This is a genomic window from Bifidobacterium pullorum DSM 20433, assembly GCF_000771405.1.
Lineage (GTDB): Bacteria > Actinomycetota > Actinomycetes > Actinomycetales > Bifidobacteriaceae > Bifidobacterium > Bifidobacterium pullorum.
Map to the genome: position 1 here is coordinate 264,935 of NZ_JDUI01000001.1, position 13,682 is coordinate 278,616.

11 protein-coding genes are annotated in these 13,682 nt (G+C 64.5%); 6 read left to right on the plus strand and 5 right to left on the minus strand.

The genetic code is table 11. The features are described from left to right. The first annotated feature begins 25 nt into the window (after nucleotides 1-25). The 5 genes from OU11_RS01085 (at nucleotide 26) to phnX (ending at nucleotide 7,041) form a co-directional block, all read left to right on the plus strand. On the plus strand, nucleotides 26-895 hold the full coding sequence (locus tag OU11_RS01085) for a MurR/RpiR family transcriptional regulator (protein ID WP_033513973.1): 870 nt from the start codon (nucleotides 26-28) through the stop codon (nucleotides 893-895). 312 nt (nucleotides 896-1,207) lie between these two features. Then, the gene (locus OU11_RS01090; protein ID WP_052122521.1) at nucleotides 1,208-2,005 is read left to right on the plus strand and encodes an ABC transporter ATP-binding protein; all 798 of its coding nucleotides are present in this window, start codon (nucleotides 1,208-1,210) and stop codon (nucleotides 2,003-2,005) included. A 6-nt stretch (nucleotides 2,006-2,011) separates the two neighbouring features. Continuing rightward, nucleotides 2,012-4,876 (plus strand): extracellular solute-binding protein, encoded by a 2,865-nt coding sequence (locus OU11_RS01095; protein ID WP_206538212.1) that lies wholly within the window; start codon nucleotides 2,012-2,014, stop codon nucleotides 4,874-4,876. Between the two features lie 181 nt (nucleotides 4,877-5,057). Next, nucleotides 5,058-6,230: a 2-aminoethylphosphonate--pyruvate transaminase gene (gene phnW, locus OU11_RS01100; protein WP_081963366.1), complete on the plus strand. Its 1,173-nt coding sequence runs from the start codon at nucleotides 5,058-5,060 to the stop codon at nucleotides 6,228-6,230. 34 nt (nucleotides 6,231-6,264) lie between these two features. After that, nucleotides 6,265-7,041 carry a phosphonoacetaldehyde hydrolase gene (phnX, locus tag OU11_RS01105; RefSeq protein ID WP_033513974.1) on the plus strand — a complete coding sequence of 259 codons (777 nt, stop codon included), beginning with the start codon at nucleotides 6,265-6,267 and terminating at the stop codon, nucleotides 7,039-7,041. A gap of 264 nt (nucleotides 7,042-7,305) precedes the next feature. Here the strand turns inward: phnX and OU11_RS01110 are convergent, their stop codons facing one another. After that, on the minus strand, nucleotides 7,306-8,307 hold the full coding sequence (locus OU11_RS01110; RefSeq protein WP_033513976.1) for an alpha/beta hydrolase: 1,002 nt from the start codon (nucleotides 8,305-8,307) through the stop codon (nucleotides 7,306-7,308). 167 nt (nucleotides 8,308-8,474) lie between these two features. Between OU11_RS01110 and OU11_RS01115 the strand changes: the two genes are divergently transcribed. Then, nucleotides 8,475-8,906 carry a MerR family transcriptional regulator gene (locus tag OU11_RS01115; RefSeq protein WP_033513977.1) on the plus strand — a complete coding sequence of 144 codons (432 nt, stop codon included), beginning with the start codon at nucleotides 8,475-8,477 and terminating at the stop codon, nucleotides 8,904-8,906. Between the two features lie 190 nt (nucleotides 8,907-9,096). Here the strand turns inward: OU11_RS01115 and OU11_RS01120 are convergent, their stop codons facing one another. The 4 genes from OU11_RS01120 to OU11_RS01135 form a co-directional block, all read right to left on the minus strand. Beyond that, on the minus strand, nucleotides 9,097-9,300 hold the full coding sequence (locus OU11_RS01120) for a helix-turn-helix domain-containing protein (protein ID WP_033514055.1): 204 nt from the start codon (nucleotides 9,298-9,300) through the stop codon (nucleotides 9,097-9,099). 68 nt (nucleotides 9,301-9,368) lie between these two features. Next, the gene (locus tag OU11_RS01125) at nucleotides 9,369-9,983 is read right to left on the minus strand and encodes a DUF2975 domain-containing protein (protein ID WP_033513978.1); all 615 of its coding nucleotides are present in this window, start codon (nucleotides 9,981-9,983) and stop codon (nucleotides 9,369-9,371) included. 225 nt (nucleotides 9,984-10,208) lie between these two features. After that, complete coding sequence (dnaG, locus tag OU11_RS01130) at nucleotides 10,209-12,314, minus strand: DNA primase (protein ID WP_033513979.1); 2,106 nt, start codon at nucleotides 12,312-12,314, stop codon at nucleotides 10,209-10,211. 71 nt (nucleotides 12,315-12,385) lie between these two features. Beyond that, nucleotides 12,386-13,678 (minus strand): deoxyguanosinetriphosphate triphosphohydrolase, encoded by a 1,293-nt coding sequence (locus tag OU11_RS01135; RefSeq protein WP_223224122.1) that lies wholly within the window; start codon nucleotides 13,676-13,678, stop codon nucleotides 12,386-12,388. Nucleotides 13,679-13,682: the final 4 nt, after the last annotated feature.

The following is a 13,682-nucleotide window of genomic DNA, read 5'->3' on the forward strand; positions in this document are numbered from 1 at the left end:
CGGCTTGCATCCATAGGAGAACGACGTGCAGACTTCCACGGGAATCAGGGAACGCATCGACCATGTGTACCCCTCGTTGCGTCCGGCGGAGCGTGCCGTCGCGCAGTATGTACGCGATCATCTCGCCGAGGCGTCCGAGCTGACCGTCGGCCAGCTGGCCGAGGTCGCCCACGTCAGCGAGCCTACCGTGATCAGGTTCTCCCGCAAGCTCGGGTTCGGCGGCTACCGTGAACTCCGCTACGTGCTCCGGCATCCGCAGGCGGAGCGCCGGACCACGTTCGACCCGCTGGAGGGTTTCGACCTCAACCCGTGGGACAAGCTCGACGATGTCCCCGGCAAGGCCGTGAACGCCACCAAGAGCCTGCTGGACGACCTGCTTGCCTCGCTCGACCGCAAGGAGCTGCACAAGGCCGTTTCGCTGATCGCCAACGCGCGGCTCATCGACATCGTCGGCGTGGAGAACTCCCTGGTGCCCGCCACCGACCTGTTCACCAAACTCAGCTATCTGGGGCTCAACTGCCGGCTCAACACCGACGCCTACATGCAGCAGATCGGCGCGGGGCATCTGAGCGAGAACGACGTGGCGGTGGCCTTCTCCCATTCCGGCAGGTCCATCGACACCATCAAGGCGCTGCGTCTGGCCAAGTCCCGCGGCGTACGCACTATCGTCGTCACCGACTCCCCCGACGCACCCATCGGCAACTGGGCCGACGTCAGGCTGCTGGCCGGACGCGGCGAGCGAACGATCTACGGCAACGCCATCTTCTCCCGCACCGCGCATATCGCCATGGTCGACATCCTGTACATGAGCGTCATCCTCAGCGACTACGGACGGTTCTCCACCGAACTCGACCGCTCGGGACGCTACATCCAGGACCGTGGCGCCGCCGTCTGAACCGCGCACGCCGCCACCCCGCTTCCGAAACGCGTCCATGCACGCATCCCGATGCGCATCGCGGCCGGCCCGCACGGACAACCTCGACCTACACAACTACGTCAAACCGTTGTAGTTTTACGCGGAGTTCGCATTTCTTTCCACCACCTTTCTCCCGCCATGGCCCATACGCGCCCGCCCGGGACCGACGATGGAAATGCGGGCGAACCAGACCGCAGACATAACCGAACATCGAACCCAGCCGGCGACCGGGCCGGCACCACAGGCGGACGGCCACAACCGCTCCCCGTCCGCGAAAGGCAACAATGCACCATGCTTGAACTGAAGAACATCACCAAGTCGTTCGGCGATGCCCACGTGCTCAACGGCATCAGCCTGACCCTCGACAAGGGGCAGATCATGTCGATCCTCGGCCCCTCCGGCGGCGGCAAGACCACGCTGCTGAACATCATCCTGGGCATCACCGACGCCACCGGCGGTCAGATCCTCTTCGACGGGGAGGACCTGACCCGGGTGCCGATGGAGAAGCGCGGCTTCAACATCGTGTTCCAGGACTACGCCCTGTTCCCGAACCTCAACGCCTTCGAGAACATCACCTACGGCCTGCGCAACAACCCCGGGGTCTCCAGCGAACAGGAGATCCGGGAGATGATTTCGCTGCTCGGCCTCGAGGAACACCTGACCAAATCGATCGACGAACTGTCCGGCGGACAGAAGCAGCGCGTGGCGCTGGCCCGCACGCTGGTCATGAAGCCGAAGCTCCTGCTGCTCGACGAGCCGCTGTCCGCGCTCGACGGCGTGATCAAGGAGTCCATCAAGGCCAAGATCAAGCAGATCGTGGACCAGTACCATCTGACCACCATCATGGTCACCCACGACCCGGAGGAGGCCTGCACGATGTCCGACCGCGTGCTGATCCTCAACCAGGGCAGGATCGCGCAGTACGACACCCCGGAGAACATCATCGAGCACCCGGCCAGCGACTTCGTGCGCGATTTCATCCTGCACCAGCTGGAGGTCAAGCGCAACAACATCTATTCGCTGTTCTCCGAGGACCATGCCGCCGGCAATCGCCGCGAACCGGCGCTCGCCGGCATTGGAGAGGAGTGATCCACGATGTCCGTCGAATCCATCCAAGCGGGCAAGCAGCTGCCCAACATCGCCCCGGAGATCCTCAACCATGAGCGCCGCCCCTCCAAGCCGAAGCAGACCGAGCTGTGGGTGCTGCTGGCGGTTGTGGCGGTCGCGTTCTGCGCGTTCCTGATCGTGCCGATGGCGCTGGTCGTCATCAAATCGTTCCAGACCGGCGACGGCGCGGCCACGCTGAGCAACTACGGCGCGATCATCGCCCAGCCGGAGTTCCTGACCTCGGTGCTCAACTCGCTCAAGGTGGCGGGCGCCTCCGCGCTGGTCTCGGTGCTGCTCGCGTTCCTGCTGGCCTACACGGTCAACTGCACGAACGTCCCGGTCGGGCTCAAGAAGGCCGTCTCCCTGCTCACCCAGGTGCCGATGCTGCTGCCGACCATCACCTACGGCTTCGCGATCATCTACAGTTTCGGCAACCAGGGCCTGATCACCCGCCTGTTCGGCACCCAGCTGTTCGACATCTACGGCTTCACTGGACTGATGATCGGCTACGTGATCTACACGCTGCCCACCTGCTTCCTGCTGATCAACAACAGCTTCCAGTTCGTGGACAAGAAGTTCATCATCGTCTCCCACATCATGGGCGACAAGCCGTGGACCACATTCCTCAACACCGTGCTGCGCCCGCTGGTCGGCACGTTGGCCGTGGCGTTCATCCAGGCGTTCTTCCTGGCGTTCACCGACTACGGCATCCCGACCTCGGTCGGCGGCACCTATGACGTGCTGGCCATGACCCTGTACAACCAGATGCTCGGTTCGATCCCGAACTTCAACCGCGGTGCCGTGATCGCCGTGTTCATGCTGATCCCCTCGATCCTGTCGATCATCCTGATGACGGTTCTGGAACGCTATTCGATCCGCTACTCCAAGGTCTCGCAGGTCGAGCTGCCCAAGGGTCCGGTGCGCGACTGGCTGTGCGGCATCGGCTCGGTGTTCACGCTGGTGTGCGTGCTCTCGCTGTTCGCGGTGATCCTGGTCATCCCGTTCGTGAACGAATGGCCGTTCGACACCTCGTTCACCCTCGCGCACATCACCGCGCTGTTCACCGAATCCGAACTGAGTTCGGTGTACACGAACTCGCTGTACGTGGCCGTGATGACCGCCCTTATCGGCTGCCTGTTCGCCTACGCCGCGGGCCTGGTGACCTCGCGCTCCAAGCTGCCCAACTGGGCCAAGCGCGCGGTGGACGCGATGAGCTCGGTCATCAACACCGTGCCCGGCATGGTGCTCGGCATCGCGTTCCTGTTCGCGTTCTCCGGCAGCTCGTTGCAGAACACGTTCTGGATCCTCATCATCGCGAACATCGTGCACTACTTCGCCACGCCGTACCAGATGATCAAGGATTCGCTGTCCAAGATGAACGGCTCGTGGGAGACCACGGCCAAGCTCATGGGCGACAACTGGTTCAAGACGATCATGCGCGTGGTCACGCCGAACGCGTGGCCGACGATCCTGCAGGTGTTCGGCTACTACTTCGTCAACGCGATGGTCACGATCTCCGCGGTCGTGTTCCTGACCGGCGCCCGCACGCAGGTCATCACCACCGAAATCTCCGCACTGCAGCATCTGGCCGAGTTCGACCAGATCTTCGCGCTGTCGATCCTGATCTTGGCCACCAACCTGATCGTCAAGGGCGTGGTGGCATTGGCCACCCGCGAACGCGGCAAGGCCACGGTTCGCGAACGGGTCGTGCAGGTCGCCACCGCGGCAATGACGGTCCGCCGCGACTCCCGGCTCGTGGCCGCCGAGCAGGCCTCCCGCTCCGGATCGCCCGACTTCCCGCTGCCTACCACCGGCAACCGTCGCGGCCGCACCATCTTCACCGGCACCCTCTCCGGCATCCTGACGGTGCTGCTCGTCGCCTTCGGATTCGGCGCGTTCTCCGGAACCGCCGCGGCCGACGGCCAGGTCGTCATCTACACGAACGCCGACGACGAGGCCGTCACCGCATTCCAGAACGCGCTCAACGCCAACGGGTTCGAGAACCAGTACGTCATCCAGAGCTTCGGCACCTCCGAGCTCGGCGGCAAGCTGCTCGCCGAAGGCAAGGCGCTGGAGGCCGACCTGATCACGATGAGCTCGTACTACGTGGATTCGGCGCAGGAACGCAACCACATGTTCGCCGACCTGACCGAAGTGAAGTCCCAGCTGCTCCAGGACAGCGGCAACTCCACCGCCCCGGCGTACCGCCGGCCGACCACCGTGCAGGAGGGTGCGATCTTCTACAACACCACCGTGCTGCGCGACGAGGGGCTGCCCGTGCCGCAGTCGCTGGCCGACCTGGCCGACCCGATCTACGCGGGCCAGATCTCGGTGACCGACATGGAGGGCTCCTCCACCGGCTGGCTCATGGTCCAGGCCATCGCCGACGCCTACGGCACCGGCGAGGAAGGCCGCGAGATCCTGACCGGCATCTACCGCAACGCCGGCCCGCACCTGCAGATGTCCGGCTCCGGACCGCTCAACTCGGTGCGTTCGGGCGAGGTGGCGATCGGCTTCGGCCTGCGCCACCAGGCCGTGGCCGACAAGAACGAGGGACTGCCGATCGACTACGTGGACCCCGAAGAGGGCAACTACTCGCTGACCGAGTCGGTGGCCGTGCTCGACAAGGGCGACCGGACGAACCCGTTGGCCCAGCGGATGGCCGCCGTCATCATCGACGAGGGCCGCCCCGAACTGCTCCGGACATATCCGAACCCGCTGTACGTGGGCGAACAGGCGCCGGACAACGGTTCAGCGAACCCGCAGGTCTTCCCCGAGGCGCTGACCGTGGACCTGCTGCAGGAGCACCAGGACTTCTCCGAAGCCTGCAAGCGCGAGGCGCAGGGCAAGTAGCTCAGCCCCGGGGGCGCGCCCGGGGTGCACGCCCTCCCCTTTTGCGCGAATCGGCCGATTCTTACGTTGGCATCGCAACCATATGGCCGATTCCGCAAGAATCCTCCGATTCGTGCATGCAGACCACCTCACATCTGCACACCGCAACCACAGAACCATACAGAAAGGCACACGCACCATCATGAACCGCGACTACAAGCTGCTGACCCCCGGCCCGCTGACCACCACCCGCACGGTCAAGGAGGAGATGCTCTTCGACCACTGCACCTGGGACGACGACTACAAGGCCATCACCCAGAAGATCCGCGCCGACCTGCTTGAACTCGCCCACTGCAACCCCGCCGAGTACACCACCGTGCTGATGCAGGGCTCCGGCACCTTCGGTGTGGAGAGCGTGCTGACCAGCGTCATCGGCGCCGACGAGAAGGTGCTGCTGTGCACCAACGGCGCGTACGGCGACCGTCAGGTCAAGATCTGCGAGCACGCCGGCATCGACTACGTGCAGTACGCCGAGCCGTACGACCGGATCCCGGACGCCGCGCGTGTGGCCGAGATCCTCGACATCGACCCGTCGATCACCCACGTCTCGATGATCCACTCGGAGACCACCTCCGGCTTGCTCAACGACATCGAGTCGGTGGCCCGCGTGGCCAAGGCGCACGGCTGCACGTTCATCGTGGACGCGATGAGCTCGTTCGGCGGCGTGGACATTCCGGTGTCCGACTGGGGCATCGACTTCCTGGTCAGCTCCGCCAACAAATGCATCCAGGGCGTGCCCGGCTTCAGCTTCATCATCTGCAACACGGCCCGGCTGAAGGCGTCGCGCGGCAAGGCGCGCAGCCTGTCGCTGGACCTGTGGGACCAGTGGAACACGCTGGAGAAGGACGGCGGCAAGTGGCGCTACACCTCCCCCACCCACGTGGTGCTCGCGTTCAACAGGGCGCTCGACGAGATGAAGGCCGAGGGCGGCATCCCCGCGCGTTCGGCCCGCTACGCCACCAACAACCGCATGCTGATCGCCCGGATGAAGGCGCTCGGGTTCGGCACGTTCCTCGAGGACCATCAGGGCCCGATCATCACCACCTTCACCTACCCGGAGGGCGCGGGCTTCGACTTCGCGGACATGTACGCGTTCATCAAGGAGCGCGGCTACGCGATCTACCCGGGCAAACTGACCGACGAGGAGACGTTCCGTCTGGGCAACATCGGCGAGATCTACCCCGACGACATCCGCCGCGTGACCGAACTGTTCGCCATGTACATGGCCGAGCGCGGCCTGCTCGAGGCCTGCGCCGGCACCGCCGACATCGCCGCCGCCATCGAGGCGATGGACGAGGCGTCGGCCGCTCTGTGACAACCCGATAACCGCATAGCAAAGGATGTATCTGATGACCAACCGTTTCGACGCCGTGATCTTCGACTGGGCCGGCACCACCGTGGACTATGGCTGCTTCGCCCCCGTGCAGGCGTTCGTGGAGGCGTTCCGCGAGTTCGGCGTGGAGCCGACGATGGATGAGACCCGTCAGCCGATGGGCATGCTCAAGCATGACCACATCAGGACGATGATGGGCATGGACCGCATCGCCCGCGCATGGGAGGACGCGCATGGCGCCGCCCCCACCGATGCGGATGTGGACGCCGTCTACAGCCACTTCGAGCCCAAGCTGCTGAGCATCCTCGACCGGTTCGCCGACCCGAAGCCGGGGGTGATCGACGCCGTGGCCGCGCTGCGCGAGGCCGGATTGAAGATCGGCTCGACCACCGGCTACACCGACGCGATGATGGAGATCGTCGTGCCGAAGGCCGCCGAGCTCGGCTACGCCCCCGACCATTGGGTCAGCGCCGACGGCACGCAGGGCTTCGGCCGCCCCTACCCGTACATGATCTTCCACAACATGCAGGTGATGCAGCTAATGGATGTGCGACGCGTGGCCAAGGTCGGCGACACGGTCTCCGACATCAAGGAAGGCAAGAACGCCGGCACATTCACCATCGGTGTGACCGAGGGCAGCTCGCAGATGGGCCTCACGCAGGCCGAGTTCGAGGTCCTCTCCCCCGCCGAGCGGGACCGCGAGCGCCTGATGGCGCGCGAGGCGTTCCTGGCCGCCGGTGCCGACGCGGTCATCGACACGATGGCCGAGCTGCCCGCCCTGCTGCTGGGCTGAACGCATCCATCACCCCGGCATATGCCGCAGAGGCACGGTTCTCAAGGCGTACGATCTCAGCCTCAGCCTGCTGTTCCAAGCCACAGCTCGTGAGAACCGTCTTCGGGTGCGTGTTGTCATCTCCACGCGACAACACGCCTTCCAACCCGCATGCACAGCGCCGTGTTGTCGCATCCGTGCGACAACACGCGCCCGAAGACGAGACCAGCATGCCGTGTTGTCGCGTCCGTGCGACAACACGGCATTTGCGTATCCTCCGCCGGATCAGCGCAGGTGTTCGTTGAAGAACGTCTCCAGTTTGCCGAAGGGGATCGCGTCCTTGCCGCCGCCGTCATACAGGTCGGTGTGCACGGCATCCGGGATGATCAGCAGTTCCTTGTTGTCCGCGTACGGGTTGTCCTTGACCATGGCGGCGTAGGCGTCGCGGCTGAAATAGCAGGAATGGGCCTTCTCACCGTGCATCACCAGCACCGCGCTGCGGATCTCATTGACGTACTGCAGGATCGGCTGGTTCAGGAAGGACATGCAGCCGATGACGCTCCATCCGCCGTTGGAGTTCAGGGAACGGGGATGGTAGCCGCGCGGGGTCTTGTAGTAGTCGTAGTAGTCCTTGACGAAGAACGGGGCGTCGTCCGGGAGCGGATCGACCACGCCGCCGGCCAGCGCGTATGCGCCGCTGCGGTAGTCCGCGGTCCGCTGCGCGTTCAGCGCCCGCTTCTTCTCGTAACGGGCGTCGGCGGAATCCTCCGCGTCGAAGTAACCCTTGGCATTGACGCGGGTCATGTCGTACATCGTGGATGCCACGGTCGCCTTGATGCGGGTGTCCAGTGCGGCCGCGTTCAGCGCCATGCCGCCCCAACCGCAGATGCCGATGGTGCCGATGCGTTCAGAATCCACGTTCTCCTGCACGGACAGGAAGTCGACGGCTGCCTGGAAGTCCTCGGTGTTGATGTCCGGTGAGGCCATGTAGCGGGGTTCGCCGCCGCTTTCGCCGGTGAAGGAGGGGTCGAAGGCGATGGTCAGGAATCCGCGTTCCGCCATCGTCTGCGCGTACAGGCCCGCGGCCTGCTCCTTGACCGCGCCGAACGGACCGCACACCGCGATTGCGGCCAGGCGTCCGGCGGCGTTCTTCGGCTCGTACAGGTCGGCCGCCAACGTAATGCCGTACCGGTTGCGGAAGGTGACCTTGCGATGGTTCACCTGCTCGCTTTTCGGGAATGTCTTGTCCCATTCCTCGGTGAGGGTCAGGGTTGTGGTATCCGCCATGATTCGTTGTCCTTTCCTTGCGATGATCGTCGCGACCGAATCCGTCCGACCTCTTCCGGACTGTGGGAAACCGCTGTTCCGGCTCGTCTCGGATCGCAGTATGATCGTAGAAGTTGAAGTTAACTTAAGGTCAAGCATCGTGGCGTGTCGCCGCGAAGGAGGACACCATGCACTATTCGATCGGCGAGGTATCGGACGTCACCGGCATTGCGGCGTCCACGCTCCGCTATTACGACCGCGAGGGCATGTTCCCCGCGATGGAACGTTCCTCCGGCGGCATCCGCGTGTTCTCCGACACGGAGCTGGCCACGCTCAAGGTCATCGAATGCCTGAAATCCTCGGGCATGTCGATCAGAGACATCAAGGAGTTCCTCGGTTGGTGCCAGGAGGGTGATTCATCCATCGGCAAACGCCGCGCGATGTTCCACCGCAGGCTCGCCGAGGTCGAGTCACAGATCGCCGAGCTCGAACGCACCCGCAACATGCTGCGCTACAAGTGCTGGTACTACGACACCGCAGCCGCAGCCGGCACCGAGGACGCCGTGCGGGACCTCCCCGACGAGGCCATTCCGGAGGACCTGCGCGATTACCGCATCTGAACAGGGCCACACCGGTGGATTCGGCGACATCCTTCGGTCACCCACAAGGCCCATCCACGAGGCCTGACCACAAGACCCATTCCACCCGACACTCCCGGCCTCTCCGGACTCTGATGCATCGTGACCGTGATACATGTCGCAAACCGTTGAAATTCCAACGGTTTTGAAGTTAGTTCAGAGTCACGTTGCATCAGAGTCCGGAGCACTCGGGAGTGTCGTCTTCCACGTAGTCGAGGATATCGCCGGGTTGGCAGTCCAAGGCCTCGCAGATCGCGGCGAGGGTGGAGAAACGGATCGCGGTGACGTGGTTGTTCTTAATCTTCGACAGATTCACGTTGGTGATGCCGACGCGGTCGGCCAGCCAGTTCAGACTCCGACCGCGTTCGACCATCATCCGGTCCAATCGCAGGACGATCCGGCCCACGCCGCATCACCTCCATTTATCGCTGCCATTCAAGACCGCTACACCAGTCCATCCATCTCATGCTGCATGGCCGCACCGCTCTCGAAGACGTGCGCCAACGACCAGCAGAGCAACCCGAGCATGACGAACACCACCGAACCCAGCCCCACGGAGACCGAAGCCCCCAGCAGGCCGCATACCGCCGCCATCACCCAGGAGACGACCGGCAGCGCGATCAGACAGGATCCCACGAAACGGAACGACCGCACCATACGTTCGCCGAACGGCCCTTCCAATCCGCCACGGGAATGCTCCCACTCCTTCAGCCGCAGACATACATCGGCGATTTCGTGAAAGACCAACGCCATGCATACCAGTATGGCGAGTTGGGCCACCAGCACCAACGCTACCAGCGGATAATACACCTCGTCACGCATGCGCCCACGCCCTAGATACACGTCCACGTCCAGGAACGAGCCGGACACCGAGATCGAGTCCGCATACACGCGATTTGCATCGGCATCCACCACGATTGCCGAACGGTTCATGTACAACAGCACGGCCCCCACGACCAGCCATGCCACACCCAGCCAGAGCACGATCTCTATGATTCTGGCAATCACCGATGCGACGCCGTTGACCCCGCCCCACCTTGCACCAATTGCCTGTTTCATGATGCAACCTCCTTGCTGCACCCATTGTCATGTCCTACATCTCCATAATATCCCTAAAATTAATGTTTGTCGATAAATATATATCGTTTTGCGACATATACACTGTCTCTCCCTTGGGATGACTCACTACCGTCTCCACCCATCCCCACCCCTCGGCATCCAAGTTTCTGTTTCCGGACTCTGATACATCGCGACCGTGAAGCGGGAGTCCGGCGACGGCGGCGGTCAGCCGACGTTGTTGCCGTAGACCTGTGCTTGCAGTTCCTTGCGGGCGGTCTCCATCTGCGTGATCTGCCCCAGCAAGGCGATCTTCTCCTCGCCATCCGGCAGCATGGCCATCTTGCGCTTGGCCGCGCCGATACGCCGCATGAATCCCATGTCCAGCAGACGAGCCAGCAGCTCGGAGGCATACTGCCGCTCCGCCGGGGTGGGTGGACGCAGCTGCACGGCGGCAGCCCCGCCAACGCCGCCACCCATCGACGAGGGGCCCTCCGCGTCATCGGCGCCGTGTTCCGACGCGGGCAACGGCAGCGGCATAACCGCCAGTTCGTTGATCACCGGCTCCAGCAGCGTCCCGCCCGCCTTGGTCAGGTTGTGCATCCACAGCCCTTGAGGCGTATCGTCGCTTGGCAAGCCACCGGCCGCGGCGATGGCCTGGAACAGGGAGCGGAACACCGGCGTCATGAAATTCGAAAGCGTCAGCTGTCCGAACGCGCCACGATCGATGGCACGCGGCACCTGGATCAGCGTGGCCATGAACTGCTGCTCGCAGATGAACACGGCGTCGTCGATCCGGTAATACGTCTGTTCGTTCGCATCGCGCCGTTCCAACGCCTTGCGCACGGCCGGGTTCGCATACGGGTTCTGCCCCGGTTCCATACGTGATTCGCGGGGTGCGGCGCCGCCCGCGCCATACCGCCGTTTCGGCGCGTAGGCGTCCTCGTCGCGCACGTTGAGTCGCCGTCGTTCGTTCGCGACCTCGCGTTGCAGGACGTCCAAGTCCACGCCGACGCGCCGTGCGGCCTTGCGGGTGTACAGGTCGTGCAGCGACCGGTCGCGGATCTGCGCGATTAGTGGCGCCACGGCTTTGACCGCGCCCATCTGGCCGGTGGTGAAGGTGGTGTCGAACCGTCCGATCGCCGCGTCGATGACGAAGTCGTACAGCGGTTTGGCCCGCTCGATCAGCGAGCGCACCGCCTCGTTGCCGCGTTCGATGCGCAGGTCGCAGGGGTCGAGGTTGTCGTCGGCCACGGCCACGAAGGTCTGGCTCAGGAACGCCGCGTCCAGGCCGAAGGCGTGCAGCGCGGCCTTCTGCCCGGCCGCGTCGCCGTCGAAGGTGAACACGATGCGCGAACTCAGCGCCTGCCCCTCGACCTTCAGCGGCCCGATGAGCTGGATGGCGCCCAGGGAGTCGTCGGCGATGAGCCGACGGACGATTTTGGCGTGCTCCGCCCCGAATGCCGTGCCGCAGGTGGCGATGGCCGTATCCACGCCGGCCAGGTGGCAGGCCATCACGTCGGTGTAGCCCTCCACGATGACCACCTGACGCTTCTTGACGATGGCGGCCTTGGCCAGGTCGATGCCGTACAGCACCTGGTTCTTGCGATACAGCTGCGTGTCCGGGGTGTTGATGTATTTGGCGGCGATCGCATCGTCGTCATACAGCTTGCGCGCACCGAATCCGAGCGTGCGCCCGGTCGAGTCGCGAATCGGCCAGGTCACACGGCCGCGGAAGTAGTCGTAGACGCCGCGCTGCCCGCGTCGGGCCAGACCGGCGTCGAGCATCTCCTGCTGGGTGAATCCCTTGCCCGCCAGGTGACGGACCAGGTTGTCCCATCCTTGCGGCGCGTATCCGCATCCGAACCGCTCGCAGTCGGCCTGGCTGAAGTTGCGCCCGCCCAGCAACTTGCGGGCGGCGAGCGCCTCCTTGCTCATGATCTGGGAGACGAAGAACCGTTGCGCCTCCTCGTTGGCCTCCAGCAGGCGCGTGCGCTTCGACCCGACATGTTCGTTGCGGCCGGAACCGGATTCGTAATGCAGTTCGATGTGGTAGCGGTCGGCCAGCAGCTCCACCGCCTCACGGAAGTCGATGTTCTCCTGCTGTTCGACGTAGCCGAACACGTCGCCGCCCAGGCCGCAGCCGAAACAGTGCCAGACGCCGAGCGCGGGACGGACCGAGAAACTGGGGGTCTTCTCGTCGTGGAACGGGCAGAGGCCGACGTAGGTGCCGGTGCCGGAAGGCTTCAGGGTGACGGAGGCGGACACGATGTCGTACAGGTCCGCGGCGGCACGCACCTTCTCAACGTCTTCCTTCTTGATCATTCCGGGCATAGCTTCCAGAGTACCGCGTGGGAACGGATTACGCCGCGGTCCCTACGGACACGCGGGATGCGCCGACCGGGTCAGCACAGGATGGAATGCAGGGCGAGCGCGGAGTTGTCGGTCAGGCTGGCCACCTGGTCGATGACCACGCGCAGCCGTTCGTCGTCGTTGGTGGCCTCGTTCCAGTCCTGCAGGAACACCGATTCGAGCGCGTCGCTCGGGCGCGGCGAGTCGGCCATGAGCACGTCCACCAGATCCTCCACGATGCCGAGCTCCTCCTGATGGAACGGCTCGCGTTCGCGCGGCGCCATGACGAAGTACACGGCGATGCCCTTGAGCGCCAGGATCTCATAGCTGGTCTGTTCGGGGATCGCCAGGTTGGCCGAGTATCGGGTCAGCGGGCCGCCGCCGTAGGTGGCGCGGGTCTCGCGCTCCACCGACCAGGCGAATCGGCCGATCAGTGTGCTGGTGATGTTCTTCAGCTGCGCCAGCGCCTGCCTGGAGCCGTTGAAATGCGCCGGGAACATATGCTCGTGCCTCAGCCGCTCCAGGGCGGTGACCAGCAGGTCGGGGTCCCACCGCTCGCCGTACCACTCGCGCGTGATCTCCACGATGCGGTCCACGATGCGGGAGTCGGCCAGGACGATCGGATTGAACGCCCCGGTGGCGATGGCGTCCTCCACGTCATGCACCGAGTAGGCGATGTCGTCGGACAGGTCCATCACCTGGCACTCCATCGGCTTGGCGCCGGCCGGCGCGCCCTGCTTGAGCCAGCGGAACACGTCCACGTCATCCGGGTACACGCAGAATTTCACGCTGCGGCCATTGCCGCCGCGCGCCACGGCCTCGGCGTAGGTCCACGGGTATTTGACCGCCGCGTCCAGCGAGGCGCGGGTCAGGTTCACGCCGGCCGAGCGGCCGTCGTCATGGAATATCTTGGGTTCCAGCCGGGTCAGCAGGCGCAGCGTCTGCGCGTTGCCCTCGAACCCGCCGATGCCGGTGGCGATGGTCGCCAACGCCTTCTCGCCGTTGTGTCCGAACGGCGGATGACCCAGATCGTGCGCCAGGCAGGCGCAGTCGACCACGTCGGGGTCGCAGCCGAGCATCGCGGCGATCTGCCGTCCGATCTGGGCGACCTCCAACGTGTGCGTCAGCCGGGTGCGCGCGAAATCGTCGGTGCCGGCGACCAGCACCTGGCTTTTCGCACCGAGCCGACGCAACGCGGAGGAATGGATGAGCCGGGCGCGGTCGCGTTCGAAGGAGGTGCGGTTGCGTGATTTCGGAGGCTCCGCCGCCCAACGCTCCTCGTCGAACGCGGTGTAGCCCTCGCTGTCGGGCAACCGCTCCCCCGAACCGACCATCGGCTCCATCATCGTC